Source organism: Pseudomonas fluorescens, assembly GCF_002022275.1.
GTDB lineage: Bacteria > Pseudomonadota > Gammaproteobacteria > Pseudomonadales > Pseudomonadaceae > Aquipseudomonas > Aquipseudomonas fluorescens_AJ.
The window spans coordinates 70,788-84,378 of sequence record NZ_MSDF01000007.1; the positions used below are offsets into that span (position 1 = coordinate 70,788).

Annotated in this window: 10 protein-coding genes; 5 read left to right on the plus strand and 5 right to left on the minus strand. The window is 60.3% G+C overall.

All coding sequences use genetic code 11. The annotated features are described in order from the left end of the window. Positions 1-7 precede the first annotated feature (7 nt). From BFW87_RS02700 to BFW87_RS02720, 5 genes are all read left to right on the plus strand, one after another. Positions 8-721, plus strand: coding sequence for a DUF3108 domain-containing protein (locus tag BFW87_RS02700; RefSeq protein WP_078738441.1), 714 nt, complete (start codon positions 8-10; stop codon positions 719-721). A gap of 378 nt (positions 722-1,099) precedes the next feature. After that, positions 1,100-1,288 (plus strand): hypothetical protein, encoded by a 189-nt coding sequence (locus BFW87_RS02705; protein ID WP_078738442.1) that lies wholly within the window; start codon positions 1,100-1,102, stop codon positions 1,286-1,288. A gap of 505 nt (positions 1,289-1,793) precedes the next feature. Then, a complete protein-coding gene (locus BFW87_RS02710) occupies positions 1,794-3,719 on the plus strand; it encodes an IucA/IucC family protein (protein WP_078738443.1) in 1,926 nt (641 codons plus the stop codon). After that, on the plus strand, positions 3,709-4,935 hold the full coding sequence (locus BFW87_RS02715) for an MFS transporter (RefSeq protein WP_078738444.1): 1,227 nt from the start codon (positions 3,709-3,711) through the stop codon (positions 4,933-4,935). Before BFW87_RS02710 ends, BFW87_RS02715 begins: the two co-directional genes overlap by 11 nt. Then, positions 4,932-7,052: a TonB-dependent receptor gene (locus BFW87_RS02720; RefSeq protein WP_078738445.1), complete on the plus strand. Its 2,121-nt coding sequence runs from the start codon at positions 4,932-4,934 to the stop codon at positions 7,050-7,052. The genes BFW87_RS02715 and BFW87_RS02720 overlap by 4 nt, the downstream gene beginning before the upstream one ends. A gap of 207 nt (positions 7,053-7,259) precedes the next feature. On the opposite strand, the gene BFW87_RS02725 is transcribed toward BFW87_RS02720, so the two are convergent. The 5 genes from BFW87_RS02725 to cysM all read right to left on the minus strand — a co-directional run bounded on the left by BFW87_RS02725 (position 7,260) and on the right by cysM (position 13,474). Further along, the gene (locus BFW87_RS02725; RefSeq protein WP_078738446.1) at positions 7,260-7,805 is read right to left on the minus strand and encodes a DUF2058 domain-containing protein; all 546 of its coding nucleotides are present in this window, start codon (positions 7,803-7,805) and stop codon (positions 7,260-7,262) included. Positions 7,806-7,830: 25 nt separating this feature from the next. Then, entirely contained in the window at positions 7,831-8,664 is an 834-nt protein-coding gene (mazG, locus tag BFW87_RS02730) for a nucleoside triphosphate pyrophosphohydrolase (RefSeq protein WP_078738447.1), read from the minus strand. Positions 8,665-8,838: 174 nt separating this feature from the next. Next, positions 8,839-11,082, minus strand: a complete 2,244-nt coding sequence (gene relA, locus BFW87_RS02735; protein WP_078738448.1) for a GTP diphosphokinase — start codon at positions 11,080-11,082, stop codon at positions 8,839-8,841. Between the two features lie 137 nt (positions 11,083-11,219). After that, a complete protein-coding gene (gene rlmD / locus BFW87_RS02740; RefSeq protein ID WP_078738449.1) occupies positions 11,220-12,572 on the minus strand; it encodes a 23S rRNA (uracil(1939)-C(5))-methyltransferase RlmD in 1,353 nt (450 codons plus the stop codon). Then, entirely contained in the window at positions 12,572-13,474 is a 903-nt protein-coding gene (gene cysM / locus BFW87_RS02745; RefSeq protein WP_078738450.1) for a cysteine synthase CysM, read from the minus strand. The genes rlmD and cysM overlap by 1 nt, the downstream gene beginning before the upstream one ends. Positions 13,475-13,591: the final 117 nt, after the last annotated feature.

Sequence of the window (13,591 nt, forward strand, 5' to 3'; positions counted from 1 at the left end):
AGATTTTATGCGTCGCGCCTTGCTCTTCGCTTTTGCGCTGTTCGCCTTGCCAGCCGTGCAAGCAGCAGACCTTCACCCTTTCTCCGCCAGCTACACCGCCGACTGGAAACAGTTGCCCATGAGTGGTTCGGCCGAACGCAGCCTGACCAAGAATAGCGATGGCTCCTGGACCTTGAATTTCAAGGCTTCCATGATGATCGCCAGCCTCACCGAAACCAGCGTCATCAACTTCGATAAGGACACCCTGCAACCGAAGAGCTACACCTTCGAACGCGGCGGTTTGGGCAAGGCCAAGAAGATCAACCTGGACTTCGATCAGGCCACCAAGAAAATCACTGGTTTTGAAAACAAAGACCCGGTGAACGTCACCCTCGAAAGCGGGATGCTCGACAAATCGACTTACCAGCTTGCCTTGCAGCGCGATGTTGCCGCCGGCAAGAAAAGCATGAGCTACCGCGTGGCGGAAGGCACCGACGTCGACACCTACGACTTCCGCGTGATCGGCCCGGAAAAGGTCCAGACCAAAGCCGGCGCCATTGACGCGATCAAGGTCGAGCGCGTACGCGACCCGTCGCAAAGCAAGCGCATCACCCAGATGTGGTTTGCCAAGGACTGGGGCGGCATCCTGGTTGCCCTGCGCCAGGTCGAAACCGACGGCAAGGAATACAACATCATGCTGCTGGACGGCACCGTTGACGGCAAGGCTGTCAAAGGTAGCTGATGGGCTGATGAGTCAGAAAAGAGCCTCGCTGAATGCGGGGCTTTTTTTCGCCCGCTCGTTTTGTTTTGAAGGTTCTACCGCTATCGCAGGCAAGCCAGCTCCCACATTTGGAATGCATTTCAAAAGGTGGGAGCTGGCTCGCCTGCGATAGCGGCGGTCCAGTCAATACGAGGTCGAAGCCTTACGCCAACATGAAACTTTTGTCATGAAACTCAGCACCCTGCGACCGAATGCCCCGTTTTACGCGGCCTGCAGCACTGTTGCGTTTCGTGCAAAGAATAGTTGTGCGAAAAGTCGGTTTACTTAGCAAGCTAACAAAACATATAACAGAGGCCTGCGACGACTTGCCGCAGATCAACCAGAGATTGGAGCAAGCAGATGACTGTAAAAGTAACTGAACGCGACGATGCACACATGTCTCACGAAGCACTGGGCCATGGGATTCACATCTGGGATGTCCATCAACAAGACCAGCTGGTCGGCATGTTTCACAACGAGAACGAAGCCCACAATTATAAAAACGAGCTCGAAACCCTCGAAATGAAACGCCAGGCACAAAGCTCCTGAAACTCTGAAATCGCGTAGACGCCCGGTTGTGGCGAGCGAGCTTGCTCGCGCTGGGGCGCGGAGCGGCCCGAATAATGGCTATCACATTCCGTCAGACAGAATCCCATGCCAGAGTTTGGGGCCGCTTCGCAGCCCAACGCGAGCAAGCTCGCTCGCCACAAGGGCCGCCTACACCAGAAAACCCCGCCTATTGAGCGGGGTTTTTCGTTTTAACGCCTCTGCTTTTGCCTGCACTACTGCAGTAGATATAAAAATCGATACATCCTACAAAGATTGAAGACCCGCACTACAAACCCCGCCAAAACGCTCGACTAGCCTGTCTTAGACACCTCGAGCCCACGCTAAAACGCCTCCATGGCTGTCAATTTTCGGTTAAGCAGTCAGTCAGGCCCGCCCTGGAAAAACGATTCTGCAAATTTCGTAACAACAAATAGACATTTGGTAATAATTCTCGATACCATTCCGCCGCCTTCTACCAGGGCCTACGGATAAGGAATTCGACTTGATGCACGGAAACAGCGAGACGCCGGAAAAATCGTTGCTGGAACGCTGGGGCGAAGCACTCGCCACCCCGCAGTTCCAGGCTAACCACATCACCCTCGACTCTCTGATCAGCACTCTGGCACCCGCTGCAGAGCGCAGCTTCCAGCGCCTGATTCAGGCATTGTTCCGCGAAGGCCTGCTGGACCCTGGCGCGCGTGCCTATGATGAATACGGCCAATGCTGGCTGACGCTGCCTGACCAAACCCGCCTGCGCTTCGATCATCTGCGTCCTGGCCGCATGGCCAGTTGGGACCTGCGTGGTGAAGTCACCCTCCTGCGTGAAGATCAGCCCGAGCAAAAGATTCAATTTCCGTCGCAATTATTAACGCTGCTGAACAGCGCGCTTGAATCATGCGCTGATGCGCACGTCCTGAACCGCCTCAACAGCGAGATCGACGACAGCTTCGTCAACGACACCTTGTGCCTGGCTTTTCACCAGCAATGGTCGCTCAAGCTGCAGGCCACCATGGCCGCGGCGCATGAAGACAACCTGCTGAGCCATCTCAAGAACGACCCAGGCGTCACCAACCCCACCTCCGTACTTGAACAATGGGGCACGCTGGGCCATCCATGGCACCCCAACTACAAGACCAAGTTGGGCCTGACGACTGACCAGGTCATCGATTTCTCGCCAGAGTTCGAAGCGCGTTTCCCGGTGTTCCTGTGTGCGTTGCATCGCCAATACGCGCATGTTGAAGCATTGGCCAACACCGCCGATTACTGGACATGGTGGCAAAACCACTTCCCGCAAGCCGCCCAACAATTGAACGCCACACTGGCAGCCCAGGGCCTTGAGGCAAGCGACTATCTGCCCCTGCCCGCTCACCCTTGGCAAGCACGCCAGGAGCTGCCGCACCTGTTCGCCAATGAAATCGGCGACAAGCTGCTGGTACTGACCGATATCGTCGCATTTACCGCCCACCCGACCATGTCCTTCAGAACCGTGTTGCCCGAAGGCCGTTGCGACGCGCCGATGGTCAAACTTCCGGTGTCGTTGCGCCTGACCAGCGTGCAGCGCACCGTCTCGCCGCGTTCGGCGCGCATGGGCCCGCGAATCAGCCATCTGCTGCTGACCATTCTGGAACGCGAGCCTGCGATTCAGAAAATCCTCAGCATCGTTCCCGAGCGGATCGGCGTGCACTTCCAGCCACAACCCGCCAATGACGAGCATTCCCGCCACCTGGCCGTGCTTTATCGCGACAACCCCCAAAGCCTGCTGCAACCCGGTGAAATGGCCGTGCCGGTGGGCAGCCTGTTTGCCATTGATCAACACGGGCAACCGTTGCTGAGGCAGTGGGTTCGTCTGAGCCAAGGCCAGGACGACGCGCAGGCCATGCTCGCCTTTTTCCGCGACTACGCAGCCATCGCTGTGCCCGCCCTGCTGGGCATGTACCTGCGTTACGGGGTGGCGTTCGAGGCCCATCAGCAGAATTCTTTCATGGTGATGGCCGCTGACGGGCAATTGAGCCGACTGCTATTGCGCGATTTCGGTGATATCCGGATCGACCGCAAGACCTTGCACGCCCACGGCCTGGACATTGAACTGCACGATCCGAAGATGACCCTGTACGACGACGCAGGCTTCGTGCGCGACAAGCTGCTGCACACGGTATTCATGTGCCACTTGGGCGAATTGGTGTTGCTCGGCGCGCGCCACTTCGACATCCCCCAGGCACTGCTCTGGGATGAACTGTCGGCGCAGGTCAGCCAGTGCTTCGACGATTTACGCGGTGAAGTCGACCCTCAACGCTGGGCGACCGAACGCGAAGCCCTGCTGATGCAGGACTGGCCGGCCAAATCGTTCATGCGCATGCGTCTGCTGGAAAGCCACGCCGATATCGTCGGGCGGCTGCCTAACCCGCTGAGCGCCGCCGCCAATGCAGGCTAACCACACCGCGCTGCGGCTGCTGGTGGTGATTCAGCTGGTGTCGATGGGGGCCATGGAAATGAGTGGCCCGTTCTGGCCACTGCAAATCCAGAAGCTGCTTGGCGTCGCCGATGCCCACTACACCGGCCTGTTGTCGTCGTTGGTGTATGCCGGGCCGATGATGGCGGCGATGGTCCTCACGCCCATGTGGGGGCGACTCGGCGACCGTACCGGCCACAAGCCGATGATCATCCGCGCGTTGCTCGCCCTGGCGGTGTGCCAGGCGCTGGCGGCAGTCACGTTCGACCCGTGGCTGCTGGTGGCTATCCGCGTGGCGCAAGGTGCACTGGCCGGTTTCATCGCGGCGGCCCAAGCCTATGCACTGGCCTGCTGCGGCGACGGCGGGCGCGGGCACATTCTGGCTCGGCTGCAATCCGCCACCGCCGTCGGCTCGCTGGCCGGGCCGGTGCTGGGCGGCCTGCTGATGGATGTCTCAGGCTTCGCCCTGCTGTGTTACAGCGCCACCGCCGTCTGCCTGGCGTGCGCAGTGATCAGCGCGTTCCTGCCCAGCGATTCGCCGCGATCGCGGCCACTCAACACCGCCAAACCCGGCGCGCTTCCCAAGGGCTGGCTCGGCGCAATGCTCGGCATCATCGTATTGATTCAAGCCGCCAAAATGATGCCCCAACCGTTTTACGCCCTCTACGTCGCCGACGTATTGCACGCGCCCGCGTGGCTGATCGGTGCCAGCTATGCCGCCAGCGCGCTGACCCTCGCGCTGTCCGCACCGCTTTGGGGGCGCCTGTTTGACCGGCATCAACCGGCGCACACACTGCGCGTCATCGAATGGGTCACGTGGTCCTGCGCCTTGACGCTCGCCTTTACAGCCTTGGCCAGCGAATGGTTGGGGTTCCTCGCCAGCCGACTGCTGTGGGGCGTTTGGCAAGGCGCATTGCTGCCCGTTGCCTACACCTTGATTGCCAACACGGTTGCGCCAAGCCAGCAAGGGTTTGCGCTCGGCATGGGCAACAGCGCCGCCAAAGCCGGCGCGCTGTGCGGGGCACTGATCGGCGGTATCGGCATGGGCATGGTCGGCCTGGCGCAGAGCTTCTGGCTCGTCGCACTGACGTACGCCCTGGCCGCCGTGGGCATCCGCGCCATCCGTTCGTTCACCCGAACGCCTGAGACAACTGCTTTTTCTGTCAATACTTCTAATAACTCAAAGGCAAGTCGATGAACAAATCGCAACTGGCAGTGCTGCTGCCGCTTCTCGGGTCGATAAGCGTCCCGGCCTGGGCAGATCAAACCGAGGCAACGCAGGAGGCGCCCGCCAACCTGCAGCTACAAGCCACCGTGGTGTCGGCCACGCGCAACGAAACCAGCATTGCGCAGATCCCAGGGTCCGTGCAGGTGATCAACGAAGACCAAATCCGTCAGCAGGCCGCTGCCGGCCGCCGCGTTGCGGATATCCTCGGCCAATTGGTACCGGGCATTGCCCCCTCCAGCGGCGGCATGAGCAACTTCGGCCAGACGCTGCGCGGGCGCAATACGCTGATCCTGATCGACGGCGTGTCCCAGAATGCCACGCGCGACAACTTCCGCCAGCTCAACAGCGTGGCACCGGAAAGTATCGAGCGCATCGAAGTGATCTCCGGCGCCAGCAGCGTCTACGGCGCAGGCGCCTCAGGCGGCATCATCAACATCATCACCAAGCGCAACAAAGGTGAAGACCTGGCGTTCAGCAGCAAAATCGGCATGACCACCGGCAACAACTTCAGCCACAAAGGGTTTTCCTACGACGCCTTCCAAAGCGCCACAGGCCGCAAGGGTCCGGTGGATTGGTACCTCTCGGGCAACACCGTGCAACGCAATGACCAGTTCGACGGCAACGGCAAACGCATTCCCCAGGACACGTCCCAGGGCAGCAACATGGACACCGACACCTACGACCTGCAAGGTCGCTTCGGCTACGAGCTGGATGACGACAAGAAGATCAGCCTGTCGCTGCAAGACTACAAGGACGAGCAAGACACCCGTTACACCAAGAACCCACGCATCACCGACACCGCCGTCGCGGTAAAAGGCCTGGACCTGGACGACCAACCGTTCACCCATAACCAGGCGGTCAACCTCAACTACGCCGACAAGGATTTCTACGGCCAGGGTTTGCAGGTTGAAAGTTACTGGCGGCGTGCCGATGCACTGTTCTTCCCGGACCTGTCCCGGGGCCGCGCCGGGGTCTCAGACAACAATAGCGTGCAGGACGTGTATGGCCTGCGTGCAGCGATCGATACGCAAATGCCGGACATCGGCCGAGCGACCGGCAACCTGGTCTGGGGCGCAGACTACGATCACGAAACCTCAAGCCAACGTGGCGACCAATACCGGGTCAACGGCCTGAATTACACCAAGACCGGCACTACGTTCGAGCTCGGCCCGGACATCGCGACCACCACCAAAGCCATCTTTGGTCAGCTGTCCTACGACATCGATGACTGGACCCTACGTGGTGGCGTACGCCGTGAATGGATCGAAAGCGAGGTTTCCGACAGCATCGCCTATGGCGAAATCGTCCAGACCGGCAATCGCGCGACACTGCCGGGCGGCACGCTCAAATACGATGACACCCTCTACAACCTCGGTGCGGTGTATCACCTGAGTGAAAACCAGGACGTGTTCTTCAATTTCAGCCAGGGCTTTTCCCTGCCGGATATCCAACGCTTTCTGCGTGACGTAAACAGTAAGTACGACATTCAAAACCTGAATGCTCAGGCACTCAAAGTCGACAGCTACGAGCTGGGCTGGCGTGGCACCTGGGACAAGTGGCTGGCTAACGTCACGGCGTATGAAAACACCTCCGACGTCACGCAGTTCTATGACGCCAATGACCGTGTGCTGCGTTTGGTCAACCAGAAAGAGCGCGTGCGCGGTATCGAAACCAGCCTGACGTACAACGTCACCGATCAATGGTCGGTCGGCGGTACCTACGCCTATGCCAAAGGTGAAACGCGTCAGAACGGCCAATGGATCGACCTGCCCGCCACGCGCATCTCACCGGCCAAAACCACGGCCTTTGTCGGCTATGACCATGGCGACTACAGCATGCGCTTGCAGGGCATGCGCCTGGATGACTACGACGCAGCCTTTAAAGACAACAACGGCCGCGATATCAAAGGCTACACCCTGGCTGATTTGCTCGGTTCGGTCAGGCTGCCGGTCGGTCGTCTTGAAGGTGCGGTGTACAACCTTACCAACCGTAACTACCAGAACATGTTTGCCCAGGCCAATGCCCGTGCACCGTACCCGAACGCCGAAGGTCGTACGTTCAGCGTGAGTTACGCAGTGGATTGGTAAGCGGTTTCGCTAAGCGAGAGAAAGGGTAAACCGTCACCTGTGGCGAGGGAGCTTGCTCCCGTTGGGCCGCGAAGCGGCCCCAGCTCTTTGTTTTAAAAGACTGGGACTGCTGCGCAGTCCAGCGGGAGCAAGCTCCCTCGCCACAATTACATTGTTTACCCTTGACTGAGGGGTATTACGGGAGGCACCACCGTTATTTCCAACGGTTTACCACATCAGATCGTCGGGGATCTGGTAGGCGGCGTACGGATCATCCTCATCCGGCACCTGGCTTTCGGTAAGGATGTTGAGCTGGATGATGCGCTCCGGGGAGCGCTCCTGAATCTTCAGCGCGGCTTCGCGCGGAATCACCTCGTAACCGCCGCCGTGGTGCACGATCGCCAGGGAGCCGTTGCTCAGCTTGTTGCGCATCAACGTGTTGACCGACAGGCGCTTGACCTTCTTGTCGTCCACGAAATTGTAGTAGTCCTCAGTCGTCAGCTTCGGCAGGCGCGAGGTTTCGATCAGTTGCTTAACCTGAGCGGTGCGAGCCTTGGCCTCGGCTTTTTCCTGCTGCTGACGGTTCAGTTCCTGGTCGCGCTTGATCTTCTCGGCCTTGGCTTCCTGGGCCAGGCGCGCCTGGGTGTCATCAGCTTCAACCTGACCTTTGTGGACCAGGCGCTGCTGCTTCTGCTTGTCTTTGCCGACCTGCTTGGCCTGCTTCTGGTTGACCAGCCCTGCTTTGAGCAACTGGTCGCGAAGGGAAATGCTCATGGTGCTTACTCACTTAGGCAGCCGCTCAACCGCAGCTGGACATGTTCTTTTCCTGACGTTTGGCTTCGCCCCACAGGGCGTCCAACTCTTCGAGGGTGCAATCTTCTATGGGACGACGGGTATCGCGCAATGCCTGTTCGATAAATCGGAAACGTCGTTCGAACTTGGCATTGGCGCCCCGCAACGCAGTTTCCGGGTCAACCTTGAGGTGACGGGCCAGGTTGACCGCTGCAAACAGCAGGTCACCGACCTCATCGGCGATGGCTGCCGAGTCGTTGTCAGCCATGGCTTCGAGCACTTCATCCAGTTCTTCACGCACGTTGTCCACCACCGGCAACGCGGATGGCCAGTCGAAACCGACCTGGCTGGCGCGCTTTTGCAACTTGGCGGCACGCGACAGGGACGGCAAGGCAGTGGGCACATCGTCCAGCAGGGACAGTTGCTCCGGCGCGTCGGATTTTTCCGCACGCTCCTCGGCCTTGATCTGTTCCCAGCGTTCCTTGACCTGCTCTTCACTCAGTTGCGGGATATCCAACGGCGCATACAAATCGCCGGTGGGGAACACGTGGGGGTGGCGACGGATCAGCTTGCGCGTGATGCTGTCGATCACGCCTGCGAATTCGAAACGCCCTTCCTCCCGCGCCAGCTGGCTGTAATACACCACCTGGAACAACAGGTCGCCGAGTTCACCTTGCAGGTGATCAAAGTCGCCGCGCTCGATGGCGTCGGCGACTTCATAGGCTTCTTCGAGGGTATGCGGCACGATGGTGGTGTAGGTTTGCTTGATGTCCCACGGGCACCCGTACTGCGGGTCGCGCAGGCGGCTCATCAGGTGGAGCAGGTCTTCAAGTGAATACATCAGTCTCTTTCCGCTGAAGTGGGAACGCTGAAGATCAAATGTGGGAGCCGGGCTTGTGTGGGAGCTGGCTTGCCTGCGATAGCATCGCCGCAGTGCAACTGACACACCGAGTTGCCTGCATCGCAGGCAAGCCAGCTCCCACACAAGCCCGGCTCCCACACTTTCAGATGGCCTTCATGGCGTGCGATTACGCCGCGTCTCAATGATGTTCGGCAACTGCGAAATGCGCCCCAGCAACCGGCCCAGCGCGTCCAGCCCCGGAATCTCGATGGTCAGGGACATCAACGCAGTATTGTCCTCTTTGTTCGAGCGGGTGTTGACCGCCAGTACGTTGATGCGCTCGTTGAGCAGCACTTGCGACACGTCCCGCAGCAAACCGGAACGGTCGTAGGCACGAATCACGATGTCCACCGGATAAGTGAGCACCGGTACCGGGCCCCAGCTGACCTGGATGATCCGCTCCGGCTCACGCCCACCGAGCTGCAGCACCGAGGCGCAATCCTGGCGGTGAATGCTCACGCCACGCCCCTGGGTGATGTAACCGACAATGGCATCGCCCGGCAACGGCTGGCAGCAGCCGGCCATTTGCGTCATCAGGTTGCCCACGCCCTGGATCTGGATATCGCCGCGTTTGCCCGGTTTGTAGCCGGTGGCTTTGCGTGGGATCAGTTCCAGCTGTTCGCTGCCGCGCTCCGGCTCGACCAGTTGTTGCGCCAGGTTGACCAGTTGCGCCAGGCGCAAATCGCCAGCACCGAGGGCGGCGAACATATCTTCGGCGATCTTCATGTTGGCCTTTTCGGCCAATTTGTCGAAGTCCACCTGCGGCAAGCCCAGACGTGCCAGTTCGCGTTCGAGCAAGGTTTTACCGGCCGCGACGTTCTGGTCACGCGCCTGCAATTTGAACCAGTGGACAATCTTCGCCCGCGCCCGCGAGGTGGTGATGTAGCCCAGGTTCGGGTTCAGCCAGTCGCGACTCGGCGTGCCGTGCTTGCTGGTGATGATCTCGACCTGTTCACCGGTCTGCAGGCTGTAGTTGAGCGGCACGATGCGCCCATTGATCTTGGCGCCCCGGCAGTTGTGGCCGATTTCGGTGTGCACGCGGTAGGCGAAGTCCAGCGGCGTGGAGCCTTTGGGCAAGTCGATGGCGTGGCCGTCGGGGGTGAAGATATAGACCCGGTCCGGCTCGATATCCACCCGCAGCTGTTCGGCGAGGCCGCCGATATCGCCCAGCTCTTCGTGCCATTCGAGCACTTGGCGCAGCCAGGAGATTTTCTCTTCGTACTGGTTGGACCCGGCCTTGACGTCGGTGCCCTTGTAACGCCAGTGCGCGCACACCCCAAGCTCGGCCTCTTCGTGCATGGCGTGGGTACGAATCTGCACCTCAAGCACCTTGCCCTCGGGGCCGATCACCGCAGTGTGAAGCGAGCGATAGCCGTTTTCCTTGGGGTTGGCGATGTAGTCGTCAAACTCCTTGGGAATGTGCCGCCACAAGGTGTGGACGATACCCAGCGCGGTGTAGCAGTCGCGCATTTCCGGTACCAGCACCCGCACGGCGCGCACGTCGTAGATCTGGCTGAAGGCCAGGCCTTTGCGCTGCATTTTGCGCCAGATGGAATAGATGTGTTTCGCGCGGCCGCTGATGTCGGCGTCCACACCGGTGGCCTGCAACTCGGAACGCAACTGGCCCATCACGTCGCTGATAAAGCGCTCGCGGTCGAGCCGCCGCTCGTGCAGCAACGTGGCAATTTGTTTGTATTGATCGGGTTCGAGGTAGCGGAAGGACAAGTCCTCCAGCTCCCACTTGATGTGGCCGATACCCAGGCGGTGCGCCAGCGGCGCGTAGATGTCGAACACCTCGCGGGCAACGCGGTTGCGCTTTTCGTCGTCGGCGGTTTTCACCGCACGGATCGCGCAGGTGCGTTCGGCCAGCTTGATCAGCGCGACGCGCACGTCGTCGACCATCGCCACCAGCATCTTGCGCAGGTTCTCGACCTGGCCCTGGGTGCCCAGCACCAGCGATTGACGCGGGCTGAGGCTGGCGCTGATGGCCGCCATACGCAGCACGCCGTCGATCAGCTTGGCGACCACGGCGCCAAAACGCTGGCCGACCATCGGCAGCTGGATATGCCCTTCGCGCACACCGCGATAGAGCACGGCGGCGATCAGCGAATCCTGATCGAGCTTGAGATCGGCGAGGATCTCGGCGATTTCCAACCCGGTGCGAAAGCTTGAAGTGCCTTCGGCCCACAGGTTCTTGGCCGCATTGTTTTGCTGCTCAGACTCACGAGCGAACTCGCAAGCTGCTTTCAAGGCTTCACGGTCCAGTGCCGGGTCGACACTGACGGCATGATCCAGCCATGCCTCGAGATTGATACTGCCGTCGGTGTTGATCGGCTGGTGCGCTCTCACCTGTACCATCTTGCTTACCTTCCCTACGACGCACCTTTGATGCGCCAAAAATCATCGCTGACCTGCTGCGTAACCTTAGGCTACGTAAAGCTCCCTGACAGGTCACAGCCCAGGAGACTACAGGCCAGTCGGATTAAACGGGCATCCTAGCCCGCTTCAAATAACGCCATGGCCTCGACATGCGCTGTTTGCGGAAACATGTCGAGGATCCCGGCACGCTTTAGCCGGTAGCCTTGCTTGACCAACTCAACCGTATCCCGCGCCAGCGTTGCCGGGTTGCAGGACACATACACCAGGCGCTTGGCGCCAAGTGTGGCGAGCTCTCGCACAACCTCCAGGGCACCATCACGGGGTGGGTCCAAGAGTACCGCAGAAAAGCCCTGTTTGGCCCATTCCGCGTCGGTCAAAGGCTGGGACAAATCGGCCTGAAAAAACTGAACATTATGCAAATTGTTGCTGACGGCATTCAGTGCGGCGCGGTCGACCATGGCCTGCACGCCCTCTACCGCCACCACGTCACGTGCCTGCTTGGCCAGCGGCAAGGCGAAATTGCCCAGCCCGCAAAACAAGTCCAACACGCGCTCTTCGGGTTGCGGCGCCAGCCACGCCAGGGCCTGGGCAACCATTGCCTCGTTGACCAAGGCGTTGACTTGCACAAAGTCTCCCGGGCGATAGGCCAGTTCCAGGTCCCACTGCTCCAACCGATAGCCCAACGCAGCCTCTGCGTTGACCGGTTCCGGCTGGCCCTCTCCATGCAGCCACAATTGTGCGTCATGGAACGTGCAAAATTCGTTAAGGATCAGCAGGTCCGCTTCGGACAACGGCGCCATATGCCGCAACAACACGGCGATGGACGAGCCGCTGAACACTTCCACATGCCCCAGTGCCTGAGGTTTGCTCAAGCGGCGCAGCATGTTTGGCAAACGCTGCATGATCGGCTGCAAGGCCTGTACCAGCACTGGGCAATCGTCAATGGCGACGATGTCCTGACTGGCCACGGCGCGAAAACCGACTTCCAGATTTTTTGCCTTGGCATTCCAGCGCACCGCCACGCGGGCGCGGCGCCGGTAACCGAATTCAGGCCCACTTAAAGGTGCAGCCCACTCTTGCGGTTCGACACCGGCCACACGGGACAGTTGCTCCGCGAGCATGCGCTGTTTCAGTGCGAGTTGTTCGTCCTGGGGCAAGTGTTGCACGCTGCAACCGCCGCAGCGGCCAAAATGCGCACACGGCGCCGGACGGCGCAGTTCGCTGGCCTTGAAGACACGCTCGGTGCGGGCCTCGACCACTTTGCCATGGGCACCCAACACCCGCGCCTCAACCTCTTCACCGGCCAGCGCACCGTTCACGAACCAGGTGCGGCCTTCAAAAAACACGATGCCACGGCCGTCATTGGCCAGACGCTCGATGGTCAGGCGTTGTTTCTTGCCCACAGGAATCTGCGGGGCCCGGCTGCCGCCCGTCGGTTGGAAGCGCAGGCCTCTCTCGTGCTTGGCCATCAGTTGGGTTCGTCGAAAATGCCGGTCGACAGGTAGCGGTCGCCTCGGTCACAGATGATCGCGACGATCACCGCGTTTTCCAGTTCCTTGGACAAACGCAACATACCGGCCACAGCGCCCCCGGAGGACACGCCGCAGAAGATGCCTTCTTCACGCGCCAGGCGACGGGTGGTGTCTTCAGCTTCACGCTGGGCCATATCGATGATGCGGTCCACGCGGGTCGCGTTGTAAATCTTCGGCAAATACTCTTCAGGCCAGCGGCGAATGCCAGGAATAGCCGCGCCTTCCATCGGTTGCAGGCCGACGATCTGGACGTCCGGGTTCTGCTCCTTGAGGTAGCGCGAGTTGCCCATGATGGTGCCGGTGGTGCCCATGGAGCTGACGAAATGGGTGATGGTGCCGCCGGTCTGGCGCCAGATTTCCGGGCCGGTGCTGGTGTAATGCGCCTCAGGGTTATCGCCATTGGCGAACTGGTCCAGCACCACGCCACGGCCTTCGGCGGCCATGCGCTCGGCAAGATCGCGCGCGCCTTCCATGCCTTCTTCCTGGGTGACCAGAATCAGCTGGGCGCCATAGGCGGTCATCGCGGCCTTGCGCTCGGCACTGCCGTTGTCGGGCATGATCAGCACCATCTTGTAACCCTTGATTGCCGCGGCCATGGCCAGGGCGATCCCGGTGTTACCCGAGGTGGCTTCGATCAGGGTGTCGCCGGGCTTGATCTGCCCGCGCAGCTCGGCGCGGGTGATCATCGACAGTGCCGGGCGGTCCTTGACGGAGCCGGCCGGGTTGTTCCCTTCGAGCTTGAGCAACAGGGTATTGCTGGTTTCACCCGCCATGCGTTGCAAGCGGACCAGGGGCGTGTTGCCGACGCAATCGGCGATTGTAGGGTACTGCAAGGTCATGGCGTATTCGCAATCCAGACTGCGGGGCGCACATCATACCGGGAAAGGCTGGCGGGCCATATCACGCAAAGTGTGGTGCTTATGGCTTTAAGGAATAAGTAGAGGGTGTGGTGGCTG

Coding starts and splice junctions, on each gene's coding strand:
- BFW87_RS02720 (WP_078738445.1), top strand. CDS start 4,932: ATGAACAAATCGCAACTGGCAGTGCTGCTGCCGCTTCTCGGGTCGATA.
- BFW87_RS02710 (WP_078738443.1), top strand. CDS start 1,794: ATGCACGGAAACAGCGAGACGCCGGAAAAATCGTTGCTGGAACGCTGG.
- BFW87_RS02705 (WP_078738442.1), top strand. CDS start 1,100: ATGACTGTAAAAGTAACTGAACGCGACGATGCACACATGTCTCACGAA.
- BFW87_RS02725 (WP_078738446.1), bottom strand. CDS start 7,805: ATGAGCATTTCCCTTCGCGACCAGTTGCTCAAAGCAGGGCTGGTCAAC.
- rlmD (WP_078738449.1), bottom strand. CDS start 12,572: ATGGCCAAGCACGAGAGAGGCCTGCGCTTCCAACCGACGGGCGGCAGC.
- mazG (WP_078738447.1), bottom strand. CDS start 8,664: ATGTATTCACTTGAAGACCTGCTCCACCTGATGAGCCGCCTGCGCGAC.
- BFW87_RS02715 (WP_078738444.1), top strand. CDS start 3,709: ATGCAGGCTAACCACACCGCGCTGCGGCTGCTGGTGGTGATTCAGCTG.
- cysM (WP_078738450.1), bottom strand. CDS start 13,474: ATGACCTTGCAGTACCCTACAATCGCCGATTGCGTCGGCAACACGCCC.
- BFW87_RS02700 (WP_078738441.1), top strand. CDS start 8: ATGCGTCGCGCCTTGCTCTTCGCTTTTGCGCTGTTCGCCTTGCCAGCC.
- relA (WP_078738448.1), bottom strand. CDS start 11,082: ATGGTACAGGTGAGAGCGCACCAGCCGATCAACACCGACGGCAGTATC.